Origin of the sequence: Xanthomonas sp. WHRI 7064 (assembly GCF_040202355.2) — a bacterium.
In the GTDB taxonomy this organism is placed as follows: domain Bacteria; phylum Pseudomonadota; class Gammaproteobacteria; order Xanthomonadales; family Xanthomonadaceae; genus Xanthomonas; species Xanthomonas arboricola.
In genome coordinates, this window is record NZ_CP167821.1 from 1,547,632 (window position 1) to 1,567,257 (window position 19,626).

Here is a 19,626-nt window from a genome sequence, read left to right on the forward strand (position 1 = left end):
GTCATGGTAGCCGATAACTTTCACGCGCAAATCGCCGGGATTTTGACGCTCTGCAGCCGGGTCGGCTTGCACGCAGCCTTCACGCACTCGTCACTATGGTCGCGCGCTTTCTCGGGGGAAAGTTGCGTGATGGATGCGGAAACGGCCGTCGACAGTGCGGGGCCGCTTTCTCACGACAGCCGGCAGTGCCAGCTGTTGGTGCAGAGCGTGTCCGATTATGCGATCTACATGCTCGATACGGGCGGCCACGTGTGCAGCTGGAATCCCGGCGGCGAGCGCATCAAGGGTTACACCGCCGCCGAGATCATTGGCTCGCACTTTTCGCGTTTCTATCTGCCTGAGGATGCGCAGGGTGGCGAGCCGGCCCGCAATCTGGACACCGCCAGACGCGAGGGGCGCTTTGCCACCGAACGCTGGCGGGTGCGCAAGGACGGCAGCCGCTTCTGGGCAAGCGTGGCAATCGAGCCGGTGCTGGAATTCGGCGTGCTGGTCGGCTTTGCCAAGGTCACCTGCGACATCGACCAGCGGCACCAGGCGCAGCAGCTGTTGCAGCACGCGCAGCACGCCCTGATGCAGTCGCAGAAGGTGGATGCGCTGGGCCGCCTCACGCTCGGCATGGCGCACGATTTCAATAATCTGCTGACCGTGATGGTGACCAGCCTGGACCTGATCGCGCTGCGTGCCGGCGACGATGCGCGCACGCGCATGCTGGTGGAAGCGGCGCAGACGGCAGTCGACCGTGGCACCTTGCTGACGCGCCAGCTGCTCGCCTTTGCACGCGGGCAGCGGCTGATTCCCGAGCGCCATGGCGCCAACGCGGTGGTGACGCGCTCGCTGGAACTGCTGCGGCGTGCCTGCCCGGCCGGCCTTGCCTTGTCGCTCAAGTTTGCCGAGCAACTGCCCGATATTCGCGTGGACCCCGGCCAACTGGAAGCGGCCTTGCTCAATCTGGTGTTCAACAGCTGCGATGCCATGCCTGGCGGCGGCAACATCGTGCTGGAAACGGCCGTGCAGCAGCGTGTTGCGCCGTCCGATCCGCATGGCCGGCCGCGCAACTACGTCAGCATTGCCGTGCGCGATGATGGCCCCGGCATGTCTGCACACGTGGCGCAATGCGCCAGTGAGCCGTTTTTCACCACCAAGGACGTGGGCAAGGGCTCGGGCCTGGGATTGAGCCAGGTATACGGCTTTGCGTCCCAATCCGGTGGTTTTGTCGAGCTGGATACCGCTCCTGGCCGCGGCACCACCGTTACCCTGTTTCTCCCGGCCATCGAGGAGGCTGAGCATGACTGAACCCCTGCGTCTGTTGATGGTGGAAGATCAGCAGGAATTGCGCGAACTGATCGGCGAGGCGCTGCGTGATGCAGGCATCACCGTCGAAACTGCCGACGACGGCCACAGTGCCTTGCGCATGCTGCGCGAGAACGGCCCCTATGACGTGGTCTTCAGCGACATCCGCATGCCCAACGGCATGTCGGGCATCGAACTGAGCGAACACGTGGCGCAGCTGCTGCCGCAGGCGCGGGTGATCCTGGCCTCGGGCTTTGCAAAGGCGCAATTGCCGCCGCTGCCGGCGCAGGTGGATTTCCTGCCCAAGCCGTATCGCCTGCGTCAGCTGATCGATGTGTTGAAAGGCGTGGCAACCAACGCCTGAGCGTTGGCTGTGTGTGTCCTGCGCTGCAGAAAGCTCTGCCTGCAATCGCGCGGGCCGTGACCGAGCGTCCTGCGCCTACGCCGCTCAACGGCTCTGGTAGTACACCTTGTCGATGGCGATCTCCACTGGCGTAGCCGGCGGATCGGCCACCAGCATGAACATCTGTTTGACCGCCTGCAGATCCAGGTCGTAGAACGCACTGAAGGGAATGCTCACCTCGTGCCAGGCGCCATCGCGCACCAGGCCGTACTGATTGCCGCCCGCGGCAAAATCCACCCAGCTGTCGCCAAAGCTGGTGTTGATGCCGATCTTGAAGGTCGACGGCGTGGTGGTTTTCAGATGCAGCTTCAGCGTGCCGCCGGCATAGGCGGCCATGTTGCGATAGTCGGTCTGGATGCCCAGGCCATACCAGGCACCGGCGTTGGCGCGGTAGGCCATCACGTTGCTGCCTTCGAACGGCGCCTGTGCAATCGGGGTGAGGTTGTTCCACAGATACAGCTCGGCATCCTGGCCGAAGTTGAGTCGCCCGCTGGTATCGGCCTGCTCGGTGAACACGCCGAACCGACCCGCAGGCGCTGCGTGTTGCGCGCCCACGTACAGTTGCGAACCGGCGTTTTGATACAGGCGGATGTAATCGATCTCCATCCTGCCCGGCAACGGCGCGGTCACCGCCGCAGGCGAGGTGATGCCGGTATAGGTGCCGCCCACGGCGAGATTGAGCAGCAGATACTGCTGCTGATGGAATTCGTGCAGCGAGGCGCCTTCGATATTGGAGATCGCAAACTCGAAGTATTGCTGGCCGTCGATCCACACGCGGATGAACTGCGGGTCCCAGGTCAGGCGGTACACATGGAAGTCGGCATGCAGATCCACCGGGCTGGTGTAGCTGGTGTCGTAGTCGGCCTGCTGGCCGTTGTAGTCCCAGTGCACCGCGGCGCCGATACGGCGATTGGCGGTGCCATTGGCGATCGCCGCGGCCATGCCGGCTTCCAGCAGGTCGATCTCGCCGCGACCTGGCCACACGCCGATGGTGCCCAGCATCCAGTACGCCGGCCACAGTCCATTGCCCACCACCGGCGTCTTGATGCGCGCTTCCAGCGTGCCGTACTTGAAATGCATGCGGCCTTCGGTCTTGAGACGCGCCGAGGTAAACGGCATGCCCTGGAACGCTTCGCGCCGTGCTTCGATCACCAGCCGACCGTTATCGATGCGCGCGTTTTCGGCGCGGCTGGTGTAGTACTGCATCTCTCCATTGCCCCAGCCGCACAGGCCGATCTGGCAGCCGTTGCCGACGTCATAGGTCCACTTGTTGCCATCGATGCCGGGGCCATTGAAGTTGTCTTCCCAGACCAGGGTTTGCGCGTGCGCGCCTGGTGTCATCGCCACTGCGCACAGCAGGGCGAACTGCACAGCGACACTGCGTAGCGTGTTCATTGCGTGCGTCTCCAAAAAGTGGACCGACGTCCATGGAGAAGTGACGCTGCGCAGCGGCTACTTCAGTGTCAAAGCAATTGTGTGGCGCGTTTCAGTTCCGTGGTGTTCATTCCGGAATAATCCATCATTGGCATGACGGCGGTCGCAGACTGCATGCGCCGGATGCTGCGTGGCAGCAGCTGGTTGCGGATGTTGCGTTGCGGGCGCGACTGCATCTGCGGCGTCCAGGTCAATGCGTTCAAGCCGACAGATGCTTCGAACGCCAACACATGCACGCGTTGGCAGGCTCTGGAGTGGCTACGGCGCTGGGAACGCCGTCGGAATGCCACCGTGGCCGGCAGGCCACGTGCTGCGGCACATCGATGGCCTTGCGGATGCATCGGCACGATTGCCCGCGGCAGCGTTTCGCGCATGCCGCATACGCCTGACTTAATGCCCGGCGTGCACCGTCCAGGCCACCAGCCGTATCACCAGCGGTCGCACCACCAGCACGCAGCAGAACGCGGTGGGCATCGCAATGCGGTAAGCGTCCAGTACGCGCCACAGGTAGCCGGGGGCAAGGCCGGTGTTGGCGCCGGTGATCACCAGGCACATCAGAAAGGCCATGATCGCGGCCATATAGAACGCGAACACAAACGGGGTGGTGCGCACGCCGAGTTTCCAGCGCGGGCGCAGCAATGAGGAGGAGGGGGGAGATGACGACATGCAGTGGCCTCGGTTGCCGCGGATCGGCGTGATGGGCAGCACTGTAGAGACGCCACCGCGGGCGGGGTAGATCGCGTAGCCTTGCGGCTTACGTAAGAAAAACTTACGAATCGTTTGGTAATACTTGCCTAGCCAATGAACATTCTTCAGTCCATCCGTAGCTTTGTCAGCACTGTCGATGCCGGCAGCATTGCCGGAGGCGCCAAGTTGCTGGGGATCAGTGCGGCTGCGGTCAGCCAGAACATCGCGCGACTGGAGCAGCACCTGGGCGTGCGTCTGCTGCACCGGACCACGCGCAGCCTGGCGCTGACCGAGCGCGGCACGCTGTACTTCGAGCAGGTGCGGCAGCTGGAGCGCGACCTGGAGCGCGCGCGCCAATCAGTGGCCGGGCCGCAGCAGGCGCCGGCGGGGCGCTTGCGGGTGGCCAGCACCGCAGCCTTTGCGCGGCACGTGCTCGCCCCGATGCTGCCGGCCCTGCGCCAGCAGTACCCGCAGCTGGAGATCGAGCTGTTGTGCACCGACCGGGCCGTGCAGCACGCGCAGGAAAGCGTTGATGTCAGCCTGCGCATCGAGGCGCAGCTGGAAGACGGCCTGGTCGCACGCTGCATCGCCCAGGTGCCGCTGGTGGTCTGCGCAGCGCCCGAGTATCTGGCGCGCTGCGGGACGCCACAGGGTGCGGACGACTTGAAGTATCACGATTGCCTGCTGCTGCGTTACCCGGTCGACGGGCGCTGCCTGCCGTGGAATTTCGTGCGCAATGGCGTGCGCTTCCAGCCGGAGCTGGGCAAGGCGATGGTCAGCGACGATATCGATGCGCTCGCCACCATGGCCGCGGCCGGCGGCGGCATCGCGCGGCTGGCCGCCTATGTCGTACAACCTTACCTGCAGCGCGGCGAGCTGCAGCCGCTGTTTGTCTCCGATCTCGCCAGCACCGCCCAGGCATTGCCGGAGCCGCTACGGATCTACCTCTGCGTCGCCGATCGCCGCGACTTCACCCCGAAGGTGCGCGCCTTCATGGAACACGTGCTCGAACGCCTGCCGGTGCAATGGCGTACTGCCGTACCTACGTTGATATCCACGCCAAATTGAGTACTCATCGCTGCGTGGTTGCTCATACGTCTGCGGAGAAGGTAATGCAGCTCCTGCGGGGGAGCGTGCGATATGTGGGCTTAAAAAGTTTCCGGACTACGGTGCATCGGCTAATGACGCAAATGCGTGGCTCAGCCGCCTCCTGGTTCACCGGGGTGGAAGGCTTGGCAGGTCGCCATCAGGTTGGAATTCCAAAAGGCTGCCTGGATATCTCTTGAATGATGGATCGTCCATTGGGGTTCCGTCAGTAGAGTGCCCGCTGCCAAAGCCCGCTGAACCACTCGCTGATGTAATGAATTTGTATGCCTGGTATGCATAAGTACTGACGCCTTGGCTTGGCTAAAAAATGTCTCAAGCAATCTGGGCCGTGGCCGATAAGAAGTGAGGCGCTGCTGACTGGGGGGCAATTCGCTTGTTTGGCGGCGCTTGGTGAATAGCACGCGTAAAATGGCAGAGCTCGTAGACAAGAAGTACCGCACGGGGACGGAATGACCCGATGGAACGGGCGCCTACATGTAGGGCCTTTTGATGTTTGACGGATCGGCCAAGCAACTTGCAAGGCAATCAGGGGATTTGTGATGTTAAAGAAGAGCGCGTTAGTTATTGCGTTGGTCGCATCTGCAGGTGGCGGATTTTTATTTTGGAATAAGCATTCGGAAACGCTGCAGCATGACGGCCAAGATAAGATGTCGGTTGCTGCTCGGCGAGGCACCGCCGGCGGTCAAGTGCCTGTAGCTGCAATTGGTATGCATGCCCTCGATAATAACTACTTCGATGGTCCTGATAATGGAACCCTTCTGAGTTATGAAAGTCAAAAGGCTACCCAGAAAGAAGGGCCTTTTGATCTCTATCCTGCACGGCTGAGCGAGTCTTATGCGCTGCGTGCCGTGCTCGAAGGAACAATGAGTATTGTTGCTCCGGACGGCACCGAGCTGAAGATGGAATATGTCCGTCATACGCAGGGTAAGAATGGTAACTGGACCTGGGTTGGGCGCCTTCCCGGTGCGCAGGTCGGTGAGGAATCTGTCATAACATTCGGTAAGAATGCGGTGTTTGGTTCTCTCGGATCAGCAGGTGGCAGCACCTATCAGATATCGACCGTGGACGGTCGTCCCTATGTGATGGCGGCCTCTGTGTCTGCGGCGCAGGCTGCCACACCAAGCCGGAAAGGCGACGCTCGCGAGCTGCTCGCGGCTTCGATGGCCAAGTTGCAGCCACAGGTGAAATCCACCGGCATCATCCAAGGCTACAATAATCTTGAGCAGGTCAATGCCACCGCAGGAACCACGGCAACCAATTCGATCGATGTTCTGCTGGGTTATACGACAGGCTACAAAGATTATCGCGGTGGAGAGTCCGTAGTCGAAACCGTGTTGACAAACATGGTGGAGCAGGCGAATCAGGCATTCGTCAATGCGGCAATCAATGCCCGCTACCGATTGGTGGGAATTATGGAGGTTGCTTACACCGACAATAATCTCAATGATCAGGTTCTGGACGAGTTGACATGGCTTACCAGCTATAACGATGCATTCCGCCCTATACGTCAGGCACGTGAAAATCTTGGTGCCGATATGGTTGCCTTAGTTAGGCGCTTTAATGTCGCTCAGGACAGCTGCGGAGTCGCCTGGCGGAACGGTACGACAGATTCGCGTTACGCCTATGCTGAAGTGTCCGATGGTATAGACGGTAATTTTTACTGCACGCCCACTACATTAGGGCATGAGCTAGGTCATCTGTTGGGATCTGGCCATACGCGTGATAGCAGTCAAGATTCCAGTTTAAATTATGGATATCGTAGTGACGTAGGCAGCTTTCATACGCTCATGGCTTACGGAATTAATGGTCAGCGCGAGGTTAATATATATTCTGCTCCATCTGTTTACGGTTGCTTTGGCCAGCCTTGCGGTGTGATGCTCGAGGCAGATAACAAGAGTTCCTTTGTCATCACTGTGCCCAGGGCTATTCAGTATCGCGCCCCGACGGTTCCGTATGACGACTTGAGCTCGCCTGGTCAGATTTCCGGACCTTCAGGGAAGTGTCTGGATATTACAAATGGCTCCAGCCAGAACGGAGCGGCGATTCAGGTTTGGGGGTGTAATGGATTTTCCCAGCAGAAATGGTCGCTGCAACGTGGTAGCAGTTCACTGCGGACTGCGGTTGCCAACAAGGTTCTCGACATTGCAGGTGTGAGCAGTGCTGATGGTGCTGGTTTGCAGCTGTTTGATTCATTGAATACCCGTAATCAGGCCTGGTTTTTCAATAACTCGGCGATTATTGCAACAGGCGGCAAGGTGCTTGATGTGGTCGGGGCATCTTCTGCAAACGGTGCGCGTTTGCAGCTTTACGATAACTTGAGTGGCGCAAATCAGATCTGGAAGTATTCGCCAACAACCGGTCAAATTCAGGTTTCGACAGGCCGTTGCCTGGACGTAGCTGCATCCGGTATCACGCCCGGAACCCCGGTACAGATCTGGGATTGTTCCTTGAGCAAAAACCAGACATGGACCCTTGGCAAGAATGGGTCTGTCCGCGGATTTGGTGGAGCCTGCTTGACCGTAAGCGGGAATCCAAACGTCAGTGGATCCTCCGTTGTGATGGCTACATGCGATGGAAGCTCAAGTCAAACTTGGAAAATTCGCGGTGAAATTCGCAGCGAGTTCAATAACAAGTGTCTTGATGATTCTGCGGGCGGTGGAACCAATGGCGCCCGAGTCCAAATGTGGCAGTGTCTTGGTAACGCCAATCAGAGGTGGGAACTACAGCCCAATTAAGGTCTGATTGATAGTTGTCCGTTTAGTGAGGGGCGCCTTGGGCGCCCTTCACTTTTTGTCGGAAGGGAGCGATTGGACGGTTGGGTCGAATCCGCCAAAGCAAGCTTGGCATCCGGGTTCTTGTTGGGTAGTGGATTGAGCTATTTCAGCTCCAGCATCACGATTGATCGCGCCGGCAGCGTGACGCGCAACGCCTTGTCCTGCACTCGCGCGGCCTTGAATGCTTTCGGTTCCACCGCATGTGGCTGGGCGAAAGTGTTGTGCGCAGTGATCGCCGGCCCGGTCAGAATCTGTCCGGTCACTCCGCGCGCCGTCAGGCCATCCACCTGCACACTGACGCTCGCGGCCGACGTCGCATCCAGATTGGTCAGGGCGATATAGACGTGCCCATCCCTGGCCTTGACCGCCGAGCCGTGCACTGCGGGCACGTGGACATCGCCATGGCGATACTCGGGTGTCTGCAGGCGCAACGGCAGCTGGGTGGCGTCCTGGTAGGGCTTGTACAGCGCGAACACATGGTAGGTGGGCGTCAGCACCATCTTGTCGCCGTCGGTGAGGATCATCGCCTGCAGCACATTGACCATCTGCGCGATATTGGCCATGCGCACGCGTTCGGCATGTGCGCTGAAGATGTCGATGTTCAAAGACGCCACCAGTGCATCGCGCAGCGTGTTCTGTTGATGCAGGAAGCCCGGGTTCGCATCCGGCAGCCCGGCGTACCAGGTGCCCCATTCGTCCACCACTAGCGCGACTTTCCTGCCCGGGTCGTAGCGGTCCATGATCGCGCTGTGTTTGCGGATCAGCTCGTCCATCACCAGCGTGCGCGACAGCGTGTCGATCCAGGCGGCTTCGTCGAAGTCGGTGGAGGAGGCGCGCGGTGGCCAGCCACCTGGCACGGTGTAGTAGTGCAGGCTCAGGCCGTCCATCAGCGTGCCGGCCTCGCGCATCATCACCTCGGTCCAGTGGTAATCGTCGTTGTTGGGGCCGGGCGCGATCTTGAGGATCTTCTGATTGGCCGGCGCCTTGACGAAGGTCTGGTAGCGCCGATAGACGTCGGCCGCGTATTCCACGCGCATGTTGCCGCCGCAGCCCCACAGCTCGTTGCCCACGCCGAAGTAGGGCACCTGCCACGGTGTGTCGCGGCCATTGGCGCGGCGCTCGTTGGCCAGGCTCGAGCGGGTCGGTGCCGTCATGTATTCGGCCCACTGCGCGATCTCGTCCGGCGCCGCATTGCCCACATTGCCGGCGATATAGGCCTGGGTGCCGAGCAGTTCGGTGAAGTCCATGAACTCGTGCGTGCCGAAGCGGTTGGACTCTTCCACGCCGCCCCAGTGCGTGTTGACGCTGACCGGGCGCTTGGCCGGCGCACCGACGCCATCGCGCCAGTGGTATTCGTCGGCAAAACAGCCGCCGGGCCAGCGGATGTTGGGCACCGCAATCGCCTTCAGCGCGGCCAGCACATCGTTGCGATAGCCGCGCGTATTGGCAATCGCCGAGTTCTCGCCGACCCACACCCCGCCGTAGATGCCGGTGCCCAGATGCTCGGCGAACTGGCCAAACAGTTGCCGCGACACCTGCGCACCGGGCTGGTCAACGCGCAGCGTGCCGGTCACCTTGACCTCGGCCGCAGGGGCGGCAAGCGCACTGGCGAGCAAGACCGCGCCAACGACAGCCTGCAACAGCCGTCCGGGTGAGATTCGCAAAGTGGGGGAAATCCACTGCATCGGCTTGGCGCTCCTGTGCTGATCGATCGAGGTGGTCACACGCCGCTGCGGGGCGGACGCGTCGCTAGCCTAGTGCCTGCGATGTCTGCTTGTCGCTGCATCGCGATCAATCAGCCAGACGCTGGCGCAGGTCTCGCCGACATCGCCACCGCATCGCACGCCAGGATGTGCGCAGGGGCATGGTCGGCGACCGCGCTCCCCCGCTATGCTCGCCAGCTTCCAGTATCGGCAGGACGATCCATGCAGCGAGTGTTCGGGCAGTTGCCAGACGGTGTCGAAGTCCACGCGCTCACGCTGCGCAGCACTGCCGGGCTGGAGGCGGAGGTGCTCACCTACGGCGGCATCCTGCATGCGCTGCGGCTGACCACCGAGCACGCGGTGGTGCCGTTGCTGCTGGCATTGCCGGATCTGCCGGCCTACGCCGCCGATGGCGACAGCCTCAATATCCTGGTCGGCCGCTTCGGCAACCGCATCGCCGGCGCGCGCTACACGCTGGATGGGGTCACCCACACGCTGGCGGCCAACGAAGGGCGCAACCAGTTGCACGGCGGCCTGCGCGGCTTCGGTCGGCGCGTGTGGAGCGTGCTGGAGCAGGCGCCGGACCAGGTGCTGCTCGGTTACGACTCGCCCGATGGCGAAGAAGGCTATCCCGGCAATCTGCAGGTGCGTGCGCGGCTGCACCTGCAAGGACGCAGCCTGCAGCTGGACTTCGAGGCGCACTGCGATGCCGCCACCGCGTTGAACCTCACCCATCACCCGTACTTCAATTTATCCGGCGACCCGCATCGGCGCGCCGCGCTGCAGGTGTTGCGGGTGCCGGCCGATCGCTATTTGCCGGTGGATGCCGAATCGATCCCGACCGGTGAAATCGCCTCCGTCGCCGGCACGCCGTTCGATTTCCGCCATGCTGCGGCGTTGGCAGACAAAATCGATCCGTTGCACCCGCAGGTGGTGCTCGACAAGGGCTACGACCAATGCCTGGTGCTGGCCGCCGGAGCCGATTGCGTTGCCGAGTTGTACTCGCCGCACAGTGGCGTGGCGCTGCGCATCAGCAGCGACGCACCGGCGGTGCAACTCTACGAAGGCCAGCATCTGGACGACCACCATCCCGGACTCGGCCGTGGCGTCTGCCTGGAGCCGCAGGACTACCCGGACGCGCCCAACCACCCCAACTTCCCGTCGACGATCCTGCGGCCCGGGCAGGTCTATCGCCGCCGCATCGCCTATCACTTCGCCAGCCCGGGGCCGGATCAGCCGTGGGCGGTGGTGAGCGCTGCGCTGGACGCCTGAGCGCGGGTATCGCAGCGACGGCGGGGCCGGGACGGGCCTGAATCCAACGCGATCAGCGCGGCCCCAACACCAGTTCGATCACGAACTTGCTGCCGAAGAACGACAACACCAGCAGTGCCATCGCGGTCAGCGTCCAGTGCACCGCCTTGGTGCCGCGCCAGCCGTTGCGCCAGCGCCCGATCAGCAGCGCACCGAACACGATCCACGACAGGATGCTGAGTACGGTCTTGTGCAGCAGCCGCTGCGCCAGGAAGTCCTGCACGAACAGCAGGCCGGTCAGCAGGGTCAGGCTCAACAGCACGAAGCCGACGGTGATCGTGCGGAACAGCAGCGTCTCCAGCTCGGTCAACGGCGGCAGCGCGCGCAGCCAGGTGTGGAAGTCGCGCCGGCGCAGGGCGCGCTCCTGCAGCCACAGCATGATCGCCAGCAACGCGGCGATGCCCAACGTGGCGTAGGCCAGCAGCGCCATCCACGCGTGCAGTTCCAGCCGCCAGCCCAGGTCCGAGCTCGGTTCGTGGCCGTAAGCGTGATAGCAGGCCAGCAGGATTGCCGACAGCGGGAACACCACCACGCCCACCGCCGCCATGCGCCCGCGCGCGCCGAACACCGCCGTCAGCGCCGCCATGCCCAGGCCGCATAGCGATAGCGCCGCGAAGAAATGCATGTCCGGCCCGCCGGCGGTGCGCAGTGCTACCAGCACGTGGTACCCGGCGTGCAGCGCCACGGCCGCCAGTGCCGGAATCAGCCAGCGGGCAGGCGCCTGGTTGCCATCGTGCAGCACCGAGCGGGTGAGCAGTGCCGTGGCCAGCAGATACAAGGCGAACGCGATGAGAACGATTGTCATCGTGGAAGTTTCGCATATTGGGGGCTGGGATTCGGGATTCGGGATTCGGGAATCGGGAATCGGGAATCGGGAATCGGGAATCGGGAATCGGGAATCGGGAATCGGGAAAAGCAATTGCGAGCTGCGTGGGCTGGAGGTGGGCTGGCGTGCTGGGTGCGGAGCGCGAGCGGGCAGGGGCTACCTGCTGGCACCGCAGTTGCCGGTCCTGTCCTGGCGCTGCTGCGCTGGTTGGCCGTGCGCGTTGGTGAGGCTGCTCGCTGATCTGGCTTTGCCGGTCGGGCGCTGGCGACCGCCGGGGCAGCCGGCTGGCCGGTGCCGCTATAATCGACGCCCGTTTCCCCTCACGCGGTCCCTTGCGCATGTTCGAGTCCCTTACCCAACGTCTCTCCGGCACCATGGAGCGCCTGCGCGGCCGCGGCCGCCTGACCGAGGAGAACATCCGCGAAGCCACCCGTGAAGTGCGCATCGCGTTGCTCGAAGCCGACGTGGCGCTGCCGGTGGTACAGGCGCTGATCGAGCGCATCAAGGTGCGCGCGGTCGGTCAGGAAGTGCTCAAGTCGCTGACCCCGGGCCAGGCGCTGATCAAGATCGTTCGCGACGAGCTGACCGCCGTGATGGGCGCGGCCGCCACCGACCTCAACCTCAACGTGCCGGCGCCGGCGATCATCCTGATGGCCGGCCTGCAGGGCGCGGGCAAGACCACCACGGTCGGCAAGCTCGCCAAGCACCTGAAGGAAAAGCGCAAGAAGAAGGTCATGGTGGTCTCGGCCGACGTCTACCGTCCGGCCGCGATCGAGCAGCTCAAGACCCTGGCCGAGCAGGTCGGCGTGCTGTTTTTCCCCTCCGACGCCTCGCAGAAGCCGGTCGACATCGTGCGCGCCGCCATCAGCGATGCGCGCAAGTCGTTCGCCGACGTGCTGCTGGTCGATACCGCCGGCCGCCTGGCCATCGATGCGGCGATGATGGAGGAGATCAAGGCGCTGCACGCCGCGGTCAACCCGACCGAAACCCTGTTCGTGGTCGATGCGATGACCGGCCAGGACGCGGCCAACACCGCCAAGGCCTTCGGCGAGGCGCTGCCGCTGACCGGCGTGGTGCTGACCAAGACCGACGGCGACGCCCGTGGCGGCGCCGCGCTGAGCGTGCGCTACATCACCGGCAAGCCGATCAAGTTCGTCGGTACAGGCGAAAAGACCGACGGCCTGGACGTGTTCCATCCCGACCGCGTCGCCAGCCGCATCCTGGACATGGGCGACGTGCTGTCGCTGGTGGAACAGGTCGAGCACAGCGTCGACCAGGAAAAGGCCGCCAAGCTCGCCGCCAAGGTCGCCAAAGGCAAGAAGTTCGACCTCAACGACATGAAGGAACAGCTCGAGCAGATGCAGAACATGGGCGGCATCCATGGGCTGATGGACAAGCTGCCGGGCATGGGCCAGATCCCGGACAACGTCAAGCAGCAGGTCACCGGCAAGGAAGTGCCGCGCATGATCGCGATCATCAATTCGATGACCAAGAAGGAGCGCCGCAACCCGGCCCTGCTCAACGGCTCGCGCCGCGCCCGCATCGCCCGCGGCTCCGGCATGCAGCCGGCCGACGTCAACAAGCTGATGAAGCAGTATCAGCAGATGGAAAAGATGATGGGCAAGCTGGCCGGTGGTGGCATGAAGGGCCTGATGCGCAACATGAAGGGCATGATGGGCGCCATGGGCGGCCGCGGCGGCATGCCGTTCCGTTGAGTTTCAATCGGCGACGCGCGCGGTAAGTCCTTCGACAGGCACGCGTGGCGTTGAACTCGCGCATGACGCGTCATCACTTCAGGCCGCGCACGATGGGTTCGTTTTCGCAGATCGACGCCTTCCAGCAGCGTTTTGGTTTAGGCCTTCCCATCCTGCTCAGCCCCATGGCCGGTGCCTGCCCGGTGCCGTTGTCGGCGGCGGTTGCTGAGGCCGGCGGCATGGGCGCGATGGGTGCGGTGTTGTCGCAACCGCAGGACATCGTGGCGTGGATGGCGGCGTTTCGCGGCGCGAGCGCCGGGCCCGCCCAGGTCAATCTGTGGATTCCCGATCCGGCCCCTGTGCGCGACGCCGCGGCAGAGGCGCGCGTGCGTGCATTTGTGTCGCAGTGGGGGCCGCCGGTTCCCGAGGATGCGGGTGATGCAACACCGGCCGACTTCGATGCCCAGTTCGACGCCTTGCTCGCCGCACGGCCTGCCGTCGCCTCATCGATCATGGGCGTGTTTCGGCCCGATCAAGTTGCGCGGCTGAAAGGCGCCGGCATCGCCTGGTTCGCCTGTGCCACCACGCTGGACGAAGCGCGTGCGGCCCAGGCGGCCGGTGCCGATGCGGTGGTTGCGCAGGGCGCCGAGGCCGGTGGGCATCGTGGTGCATTCGACGCTGCTCGCGCCGAGCGGCAGATGACCGGGTTGTTCGCCTTGTTGCCACGATTGGTCGATCACCTGGATCTTCCGGTGATCGCCGCAGGCGGCATCGCCGATGCGCGCGGCATTGCCGCGGCGCTGACGCTGGGCGCGAGCGCCGTGCAGATCGGTACCGGCCTGCTGCGCACGCCCGAGGCGGCGCTGCCCAGTGCCTGGGCCGACGCCCTGGCCCAGGCCGAGCCGGAACAGACCCAGCCGACCCGTGCATTTTCCGGCCGGCTGGGGCGTGCGCTCGCCACGCTCTATGTGCGTGCTGCCATTGCCGCCGAGGCGCCAGTGCCGGCGCCGTATCCGGTGCAGCGCGCGCTGACCGCACCGATGCGTCAGGCCGCCGCGCGCGACAACCGCCTGGACGCCATGCAGGCCTGGGCCGGCCAATCGGCCTGGATGGCACCTGCCCAGCCTGCCGCGCAATTGCTAACCCAGTGGTGGGCTGAAGCACAGGCGCTGTTGTGCCGCTGATCTTCTGCAACGGGGCAGTGGCGACAGCGCAGCAGTTGGGCGCGGCCGCATTGGTCAATTACGGCCACTTCACCACCCTGCAGGTGCGCGGCGGTGCGGTACGCGGGCTGGACCTGCATCTGCAACGACTGCAGCACGACGGCGCTGCCCTGTTCGGTGCATCAATCGATGAGGTATCCCTGCGCGCCCAGTTGCGCGCTGCGTTGTCGGCTGCGAACTGCGAAGACGCCAGCGTGCGCATCACCGTGTTTGCGCAGGATTTCGACCTGCGCGATCCATTGCGCCAGCTTGCGCTCGATGTGCTGATCTCCATTGCGCCCGCAGCCCGGATGCCAACCACTGCACTGCGCGTGCAGCCGGTCCGTCATGTGCGCGAGCAGCCTCAGCACAAGCATGTCGGGACCTTCGCGCTGCTGCATCTGCGTCGCCAGGCCATGGCGGCCGGCTACGACGATGCATTGCTGATCGACGCGCAGGCGCATCTGCTGGAGGGCGCCTTCTGGAATCTGGGCGTGTGGCAGCAGGGCAGGGTGGTGTGGCCGCAAGGGCCGGCGCTGCCCGGCACCCAGCAGCGTCTGCTGCAGGCCGGCCTGCAGACGCTCGGTATCCAACAGGAGTTTCGCCCGGTCGTGCTGAGCGAGCTGGGCGGCTTCGATGGCGCCTTCAGCTGCAACGCGCGCGGCCAGCAGGCGATCGTGCAAGCCGGCGCGTCGTCGTGGCCGCCGCAAGCCGCGCAGCTGCCACTGCTGGAGCAGGCCCTGCAGACTCAGGCCTGGCAGGGGATCTGAGCGATTCCAGGGTGACTTGGCTTCGCCGCCGGAGCCCGCTATAATCGCCGGCTTACCGCGCCATTCTGGCGACTGGGCAACTCAGGAAAACGACACCATGGTCAAGATTCGACTGACCCGCGGCGGCGCCAAGAAGCGTCCGTTCTACCACATCATCGTGACCGACGTGCGCAGCGCGCGCGACGGCCGCAACATCGAGCGTCTGGGTTACTACAACCCGGTTGCGCAGGGCGCAGAACCGCGCGTCGTGCTGGACGTTGCTCGCGTCGACCATTGGGTCGGCCAGGGCGCACAGTTGACCGACAAGGTGCGCAACCTGTATCGCGAAGCATCCAAGTCCCAGGCCGCTGCGGCCTGATCCTGGAGGGCCGGGCGCCAGCGCCTGGCCCAGAGTCGACGCAGATGAAGCCGACCGAGCGCCGCATCCTGTTAGGCAGGATTGTCGGCGCTTTTGGTGTCAAGGGCGAGCTCAAGCTCGAATCCTGGACCGAGCCGCGCAGTGCGATCTTCCGGTATCAGCCGTGGATCGTGCGGACGCCCTCGGGGCAGGAATCGATCGTGAGCAGCGTACGTGGGCGCGATCAGGGCAAGAATCTGATTGCGGTGTTCCCCGACGTCACTGACCGCGACACCGTTGAAGCCATGCACGGAACCGAGATTTACGTCGCGCGCAGCGTGCTGCCGCCGCCCAAGCCCGATGAATATTATTGGGTGGATCTGGAAGAGTTGCAGGTGGAAACCGTCGAGGGCGTCAAGCTCGGCACGGTGTCGCACCTGTTTTCCACCGGCTCCAACGACGTGATGGTGGTGCGCGGCGATCGCGAGCGGCTGGTGCCGTTCGTGCTGCCGGATTTCGTCAAGTCGGTCGACTTCGAAGCCAACCTGATCGTGGTGGACTGGGATCCGGATTTCTGACCGGAATGGCGCATCGCGCCGCTCCGCTCTTGCTTTACCCATTCTCCACTTCCGATTCCCGATTCCCGATTCCCCAGTGCGCATCGACGTCATCAGCCTGTTCCCCGAGTTCATCGCGCAATGCGCGGCGTTCGGCGTGGTCGGGCGGGCGCAGGAGCGTGGCTTGCTGGAATTGCAGGGCTGGAATCCGCGCGAGCATGCGCAGGGCAATTACCGCCGGGTGGACGATCGTCCGTTCGGTGGTGGGCCCGGCATGGTGATGTTGATCGAGCCGTTGCGGGCCTGTCTGGACGCGGTGCAAGCGGCAGATGCGCGTCCGGCGCCGGTGATCTATCTCAGCCCGCAGGGGCGGCCGCTCACCCAGCCGCTCGCTCGCGAGCTGGCGCAGTTGCCACGCATGGTGTTGCTGTGCGGGCGCTACGAAGGCGTGGACGAGCGCTTTCTGGCGCAGGCGGTGGATATGGAAATCTCCATCGGCGACTACGTGTTGTCCGGTGGCGAGCTTGGCGCGGCGGTGCTGGTGGATGTGGTGACGCGGTTGCAGGAGGGTGTGTTGAACGACGCCGAATCCGCAGCCCAGGACAGTTTCGAAGGCCCGCAAGGCCTGCTCGACTGCCCGCACTACAGCCATCCATCGACCCATGACTGGGGCGATGTGCCGGAGGTATTGCGCTCGGGCAATCACGCTGCAATTGCGCGCTGGCGTCGGCAGCAGTCGCTGGGCCGGACCTGGTTGCGTCGCCCGGACCTGCTCGATGAGGCCGGGTTGGACAAGAACGATCGCCGTCTGCTGGACGAGTTTCGCCGCGAACTCGCCCCGGGCGACGAGAAATAAGGGCTCACCCCTAGCTCTTGCACTATCGATTGGGGTACAATATGCGGCTTGCTGGCCAGCCTTGCGTCTGGCCCTCCTACGAACCTCGAGCAATCGCCGTGCGGCGACTGCCGGTCCAATATCACCAGACACGCGGTGCCCATCATGAGCAAACTCAACAAGACCATCCTGGCTGACTTCGAAGCCGCCCAGATTCAGCGCAAGCTTCCCGAGTTCAACCAGGGCGATACCGTCGTGGTGAACGTCAAGGTGAAGGAAGGCAACCGCGAGCGCGTGCAGGCCTATGAGGGCGTCGTGATCGGTACCAAGAACGCCGGCCTGAACTCCGCGTTCACCGTGCGCAAGATCTCGCACGGCTTCGGCGTCGAGCGCGTGTTCCAGACCCACAGCGCCATCATCGACTCGGTCGAAGTGAAGCGTCGCGGTAAGGTGCGCGCCGGCAAGCTGTACTACCTGCGTGGTCTGGAAGGCAAGGCTGCCCGCATCAAGGAAGATCTGGCCGCCGCTGCACAGGCCAAGGCCGCTCGCCAGGCTGCTGCCAAGGCTGAGTAAGTCACTGGCAGGCTGGTCCTGCTGTTGCCAGACGGCCGCCTTCGGGCGGCCGTTTGCGTTGTGGGAATCGGGAATCGGGATTGGGGAATCGAGATTAGGGATTGGGGATTCGCCGGTTGTGCGTACGCGATGCTCATAGGTTTGCCCGTGAGGGAAGCGGTTGCTGCGCAGTGGGGCGGGATGTCTTTTCGTCGCGACTCGGCGAGCGATGGCGTCGGTCGGCTGGGCCGATCACTCAAGAAATCCCTGCGCGCTGTATCGATCACTCAATGCAGCGTCCGGCTCCTGCTTTCGCGCGTGATGTCGGCCGGTGTGGCAGCGTGCCGCCTGGTGCCAGCCGACGTCAGCGCTGGCGGGGCTGCGGCGCGCCTGCGATGGGCGCGGTATCGGCGACTGGCGAGGCCGGATGCGCCGGCACTTCGGCAGCCGCGGCCAGTTCGGCAGGATCTGCCGGCGTGGTCAGCATGCGTGCCTTGCGCCAGCCGCCCCAGCGGTAATACGCCAGCGACAGCAGCATCGAACACAGCGAGCTGATCGGAAGACTCCACCAGATGCCGTCCGCTCCTAGATGCGGAATCAAGGCGTTTGCCAGCGGCACGCGCACGCCCCACAGACCGAAGGCCAGGATCAGCAGCGGCGGGATCACCGCACCGGTGGCCCGCACCACGCCGGAAACCACAAAGCTCACGCCGAACAGCAGGAACGACCAGATCCCGATGTGGTTGAGATGCCGCGCGACCTCCAGCGTCGGGCTGTCGGTCGGCAGGAACAGCGCCAGCGTCCAGCGATCGAACACGATCAGCAGCCCGATCAGCACGCCGGTCATCAGGAAGTTGGCAGCGATGCCGGTGCGTGCGGTTGCATCCACGCGCGTCCACAATCCCGCGCCCACGTTCTGCGCGGCCATCGTCGAACACGCTGCGCCCAGCGCCATCGCCGGCATCTGCACATAGGTCCACAGCTGCAACGCGGCGCCGTAGGCGGCTGCGGTGTCGGTACCGAAGCCGTTGACCAGCGTCATCATCGCGATCATGGCCAGCGAAATCAGCACCATTTGCAGGCCCATCGGCACGCCTTTGACGATGAGCGCGCGCAGGATCGTCGGCGCGATGCGGAACAGGTGCAGATCGGCGCGGCCCAGCCACAGCACATGGCGTTTGCTGCGCAGATACAGCAGCAAACCGCCCAGTGCCACCGCCTGCGCCAGCAACGTGGCCCAGGCCGCGCCGGCGATGCCCAGCGCCGGGAACGGACCCAGGCCGAAGATCAGCAGCGGGTTGAACACGATGTCCAGCACTACTGACACCAGCAAGAAGCGGAACGGCGTGCGGGCATCGCCGGTACCGCGCAGTGCCGCCGATAGGAACGCAAACACATAGATCAGCGGCATCGCCAGGAAGATCACCCGCAGGTACTCCTCGGCCAGTGTCTGCGACGCCGGTGGCGTGCCCATGGCGGTCAACAGATGCGGCGCCAGAAACCAGCCCAGCACCGCGATCAGTGCCGACAGCCCGCCAAAGAAACTGGCACTGGTGCCCATGACCTTGCGCGCCTGCGCGATGTCGCGCGCACCCATCGCCTGGCCGATCAGGATGGTCGAAGCCATGCCGATGCCGAACACCGAGCCGATCAGGAAGAACATGATGCTGTTGGCGTTGGCCGCCGCAGTCAGCGCCGCCTCGCCGAGGTAGCGGCCCACCCAGATCGCATTGATCGAGCCATTGAGCGATTGCGCGATGTTCCCGGCAAGGATCGGCATCGCAAACAGCAGCAGATTCTTGCCGATCGGGCCTTCGGTCAGGACAGCGGATTTGGGCATCGCAGGCGCGCCGTGGTGCGGAAGCTGCGAACACTAGCATTGGCAGGTATGAGGCGTGCTGTCGCCAGGCAAATACTAACTGCCGCAGGAGCGTGAAGCCGTCAGGCCGATGACACGGAGCACGCTGTGCGGACCAGTCTGTATGAGTCAGCCAGAGCGTGAAAGGAAGGCTGTACTTGGACGGCGGCGACGCTTGAGTTACAGCGGGCTTGCCCAGATATTTCCCGCTCAACGCAGCCCGTTGCGACGCGCCGATGCAGTGGCGATCACGGCAGCGGCCCGCAGCCCATTGGACCCGACGGCA

At 63.9% G+C, this 19,626-nt stretch carries 18 protein-coding genes; 12 read left to right on the forward strand and 6 right to left on the reverse strand.

Annotation, left to right across the window (positions count from 1 at the left end; genetic code table 11):
- Positions 1-129 precede the first annotated feature (129 nt).
- A complete protein-coding gene (locus ABQY74_RS06660) occupies positions 130-1,293 on the forward strand; it encodes an ATP-binding protein (RefSeq protein WP_349793947.1) in 1,164 nt (387 codons plus the stop codon).
- Positions 1,286-1,654 carry a response regulator gene (locus tag ABQY74_RS06665; RefSeq protein WP_016901499.1) on the forward strand — a complete coding sequence of 123 codons (369 nt, stop codon included), beginning with the start codon at positions 1,286-1,288 and terminating at the stop codon, positions 1,652-1,654. The genes ABQY74_RS06660 and ABQY74_RS06665 overlap by 8 nt, the downstream gene beginning before the upstream one ends.
- An 84-nt stretch (positions 1,655-1,738) precedes the next feature.
- Here ABQY74_RS06665 and ABQY74_RS06670 read toward each other — a convergent pair whose 3' ends face one another.
- From ABQY74_RS06670 to ABQY74_RS06680, 3 genes are all read right to left on the reverse strand, one after another.
- Positions 1,739-3,088: a glycoside hydrolase family 16 protein gene (locus ABQY74_RS06670; RefSeq protein WP_349793945.1), complete on the reverse strand. Its 1,350-nt coding sequence runs from the start codon at positions 3,086-3,088 to the stop codon at positions 1,739-1,741.
- 68 nt (positions 3,089-3,156) lie between these two features.
- Entirely contained in the window at positions 3,157-3,501 is a 345-nt protein-coding gene (locus tag ABQY74_RS06675) for a hypothetical protein (RefSeq protein ID WP_349793943.1), read from the reverse strand.
- A 16-nt stretch (positions 3,502-3,517) separates the two neighbouring features.
- The gene (locus tag ABQY74_RS06680) at positions 3,518-3,793 is read right to left on the reverse strand and encodes a DUF2798 domain-containing protein (RefSeq protein WP_039520048.1); all 276 of its coding nucleotides are present in this window, start codon (positions 3,791-3,793) and stop codon (positions 3,518-3,520) included.
- A gap of 135 nt (positions 3,794-3,928) precedes the next feature.
- Here ABQY74_RS06680 and ABQY74_RS06685 point away from each other — a divergent pair, with 135 nt between their 5' ends.
- Positions 3,929-4,882 carry a LysR family transcriptional regulator gene (locus tag ABQY74_RS06685; RefSeq protein WP_104573869.1) on the forward strand — a complete coding sequence of 318 codons (954 nt, stop codon included), beginning with the start codon at positions 3,929-3,931 and terminating at the stop codon, positions 4,880-4,882.
- Positions 4,883-5,460: 578 nt separating this feature from the next.
- Positions 5,461-7,656, forward strand: a complete 2,196-nt coding sequence (locus ABQY74_RS06690) for a ricin-type beta-trefoil lectin domain protein (RefSeq protein ID WP_349793940.1) — start codon at positions 5,461-5,463, stop codon at positions 7,654-7,656.
- 140 nt (positions 7,657-7,796) lie between these two features.
- On the opposite strand, the gene ABQY74_RS06695 is transcribed toward ABQY74_RS06690, so the two are convergent.
- Positions 7,797-9,380, reverse strand: coding sequence for an alpha-L-arabinofuranosidase C-terminal domain-containing protein (locus tag ABQY74_RS06695; protein ID WP_349793938.1), 1,584 nt, complete (start codon positions 9,378-9,380; stop codon positions 7,797-7,799).
- A gap of 240 nt (positions 9,381-9,620) precedes the next feature.
- Between ABQY74_RS06695 and ABQY74_RS06700 the strand changes: the two genes are divergently transcribed.
- Positions 9,621-10,670 carry an aldose epimerase family protein gene (locus ABQY74_RS06700; protein ID WP_184231181.1) on the forward strand — a complete coding sequence of 350 codons (1,050 nt, stop codon included), beginning with the start codon at positions 9,621-9,623 and terminating at the stop codon, positions 10,668-10,670.
- A gap of 52 nt (positions 10,671-10,722) precedes the next feature.
- Here ABQY74_RS06700 and ABQY74_RS06705 read toward each other — a convergent pair whose 3' ends face one another.
- The gene (locus tag ABQY74_RS06705) at positions 10,723-11,514 is read right to left on the reverse strand and encodes a cytochrome c biogenesis protein CcsA (protein ID WP_349793936.1); all 792 of its coding nucleotides are present in this window, start codon (positions 11,512-11,514) and stop codon (positions 10,723-10,725) included.
- Between the two features lie 359 nt (positions 11,515-11,873).
- Here ABQY74_RS06705 and ffh point away from each other — a divergent pair, with 359 nt between their 5' ends.
- The 7 genes from ffh (at position 11,874) to rplS (ending at position 17,503) form a co-directional block, all read left to right on the forward strand.
- Positions 11,874-13,250 carry a signal recognition particle protein gene (gene ffh / locus ABQY74_RS06710; protein ID WP_016901489.1) on the forward strand — a complete coding sequence of 459 codons (1,377 nt, stop codon included), beginning with the start codon at positions 11,874-11,876 and terminating at the stop codon, positions 13,248-13,250.
- Positions 13,251-13,342: 92 nt separating this feature from the next.
- Positions 13,343-14,413, forward strand: coding sequence for a nitronate monooxygenase (locus tag ABQY74_RS06715; protein ID WP_349793934.1), 1,071 nt, complete (start codon positions 13,343-13,345; stop codon positions 14,411-14,413).
- A complete protein-coding gene (locus ABQY74_RS06720; protein WP_104573864.1) occupies positions 14,404-15,201 on the forward strand; it encodes an aminotransferase class IV family protein in 798 nt (265 codons plus the stop codon). Before ABQY74_RS06715 ends, ABQY74_RS06720 begins: the two co-directional genes overlap by 10 nt.
- Before the next feature lie 97 nt (positions 15,202-15,298).
- On the forward strand, positions 15,299-15,559 hold the full coding sequence (gene rpsP / locus ABQY74_RS06725; RefSeq protein ID WP_011036396.1) for a 30S ribosomal protein S16: 261 nt from the start codon (positions 15,299-15,301) through the stop codon (positions 15,557-15,559).
- A 44-nt stretch (positions 15,560-15,603) separates the two neighbouring features.
- The gene (rimM, locus tag ABQY74_RS06730; protein ID WP_349793932.1) at positions 15,604-16,116 is read left to right on the forward strand and encodes a ribosome maturation factor RimM; all 513 of its coding nucleotides are present in this window, start codon (positions 15,604-15,606) and stop codon (positions 16,114-16,116) included.
- A gap of 76 nt (positions 16,117-16,192) precedes the next feature.
- A complete protein-coding gene (trmD, locus tag ABQY74_RS06735) occupies positions 16,193-16,951 on the forward strand; it encodes a tRNA (guanosine(37)-N1)-methyltransferase TrmD (protein ID WP_039520068.1) in 759 nt (252 codons plus the stop codon).
- 144 nt (positions 16,952-17,095) lie between these two features.
- Positions 17,096-17,503, forward strand: coding sequence for a 50S ribosomal protein L19 (rplS, locus tag ABQY74_RS06740; protein WP_005989873.1), 408 nt, complete (start codon positions 17,096-17,098; stop codon positions 17,501-17,503).
- Between the two features lie 343 nt (positions 17,504-17,846).
- Here the strand turns inward: rplS and ABQY74_RS06745 are convergent, their stop codons facing one another.
- Positions 17,847-19,322, reverse strand: coding sequence for an MATE family efflux transporter (locus tag ABQY74_RS06745; protein WP_047128344.1), 1,476 nt, complete (start codon positions 19,320-19,322; stop codon positions 17,847-17,849).
- Positions 19,323-19,626: the final 304 nt, after the last annotated feature.

Coding starts and splice junctions, on each gene's coding strand:
- ABQY74_RS06690 (WP_349793940.1), top strand. CDS start 5,461: ATGTTAAAGAAGAGCGCGTTAGTTATTGCGTTGGTCGCATCTGCAGGT.
- ABQY74_RS06685 (WP_104573869.1), top strand. CDS start 3,929: ATGAACATTCTTCAGTCCATCCGTAGCTTTGTCAGCACTGTCGATGCC.
- ABQY74_RS06700 (WP_184231181.1), top strand. CDS start 9,621: ATGCAGCGAGTGTTCGGGCAGTTGCCAGACGGTGTCGAAGTCCACGCG.
- ABQY74_RS06670 (WP_349793945.1), bottom strand. CDS start 3,088: ATGAACACGCTACGCAGTGTCGCTGTGCAGTTCGCCCTGCTGTGCGCA.
- rpsP (WP_011036396.1), top strand. CDS start 15,299: ATGGTCAAGATTCGACTGACCCGCGGCGGCGCCAAGAAGCGTCCGTTC.
- rimM (WP_349793932.1), top strand. CDS start 15,604: ATGAAGCCGACCGAGCGCCGCATCCTGTTAGGCAGGATTGTCGGCGCT.
- ABQY74_RS06715 (WP_349793934.1), top strand. CDS start 13,343: ATGGGTTCGTTTTCGCAGATCGACGCCTTCCAGCAGCGTTTTGGTTTA.
- ABQY74_RS06745 (WP_047128344.1), bottom strand. CDS start 19,322: ATGCCCAAATCCGCTGTCCTGACCGAAGGCCCGATCGGCAAGAATCTG.
- ABQY74_RS06675 (WP_349793943.1), bottom strand. CDS start 3,501: ATGCGCGAAACGCTGCCGCGGGCAATCGTGCCGATGCATCCGCAAGGC.
- ABQY74_RS06665 (WP_016901499.1), top strand. CDS start 1,286: ATGACTGAACCCCTGCGTCTGTTGATGGTGGAAGATCAGCAGGAATTG.
- ABQY74_RS06705 (WP_349793936.1), bottom strand. CDS start 11,514: ATGACAATCGTTCTCATCGCGTTCGCCTTGTATCTGCTGGCCACGGCA.
- rplS (WP_005989873.1), top strand. CDS start 17,096: ATGAGCAAACTCAACAAGACCATCCTGGCTGACTTCGAAGCCGCCCAG.
- ABQY74_RS06680 (WP_039520048.1), bottom strand. CDS start 3,793: ATGTCGTCATCTCCCCCCTCCTCCTCATTGCTGCGCCCGCGCTGGAAA.
- ffh (WP_016901489.1), top strand. CDS start 11,874: ATGTTCGAGTCCCTTACCCAACGTCTCTCCGGCACCATGGAGCGCCTG.
- ABQY74_RS06695 (WP_349793938.1), bottom strand. CDS start 9,380: ATGCAGTGGATTTCCCCCACTTTGCGAATCTCACCCGGACGGCTGTTG.
- ABQY74_RS06660 (WP_349793947.1), top strand. CDS start 130: ATGGATGCGGAAACGGCCGTCGACAGTGCGGGGCCGCTTTCTCACGAC.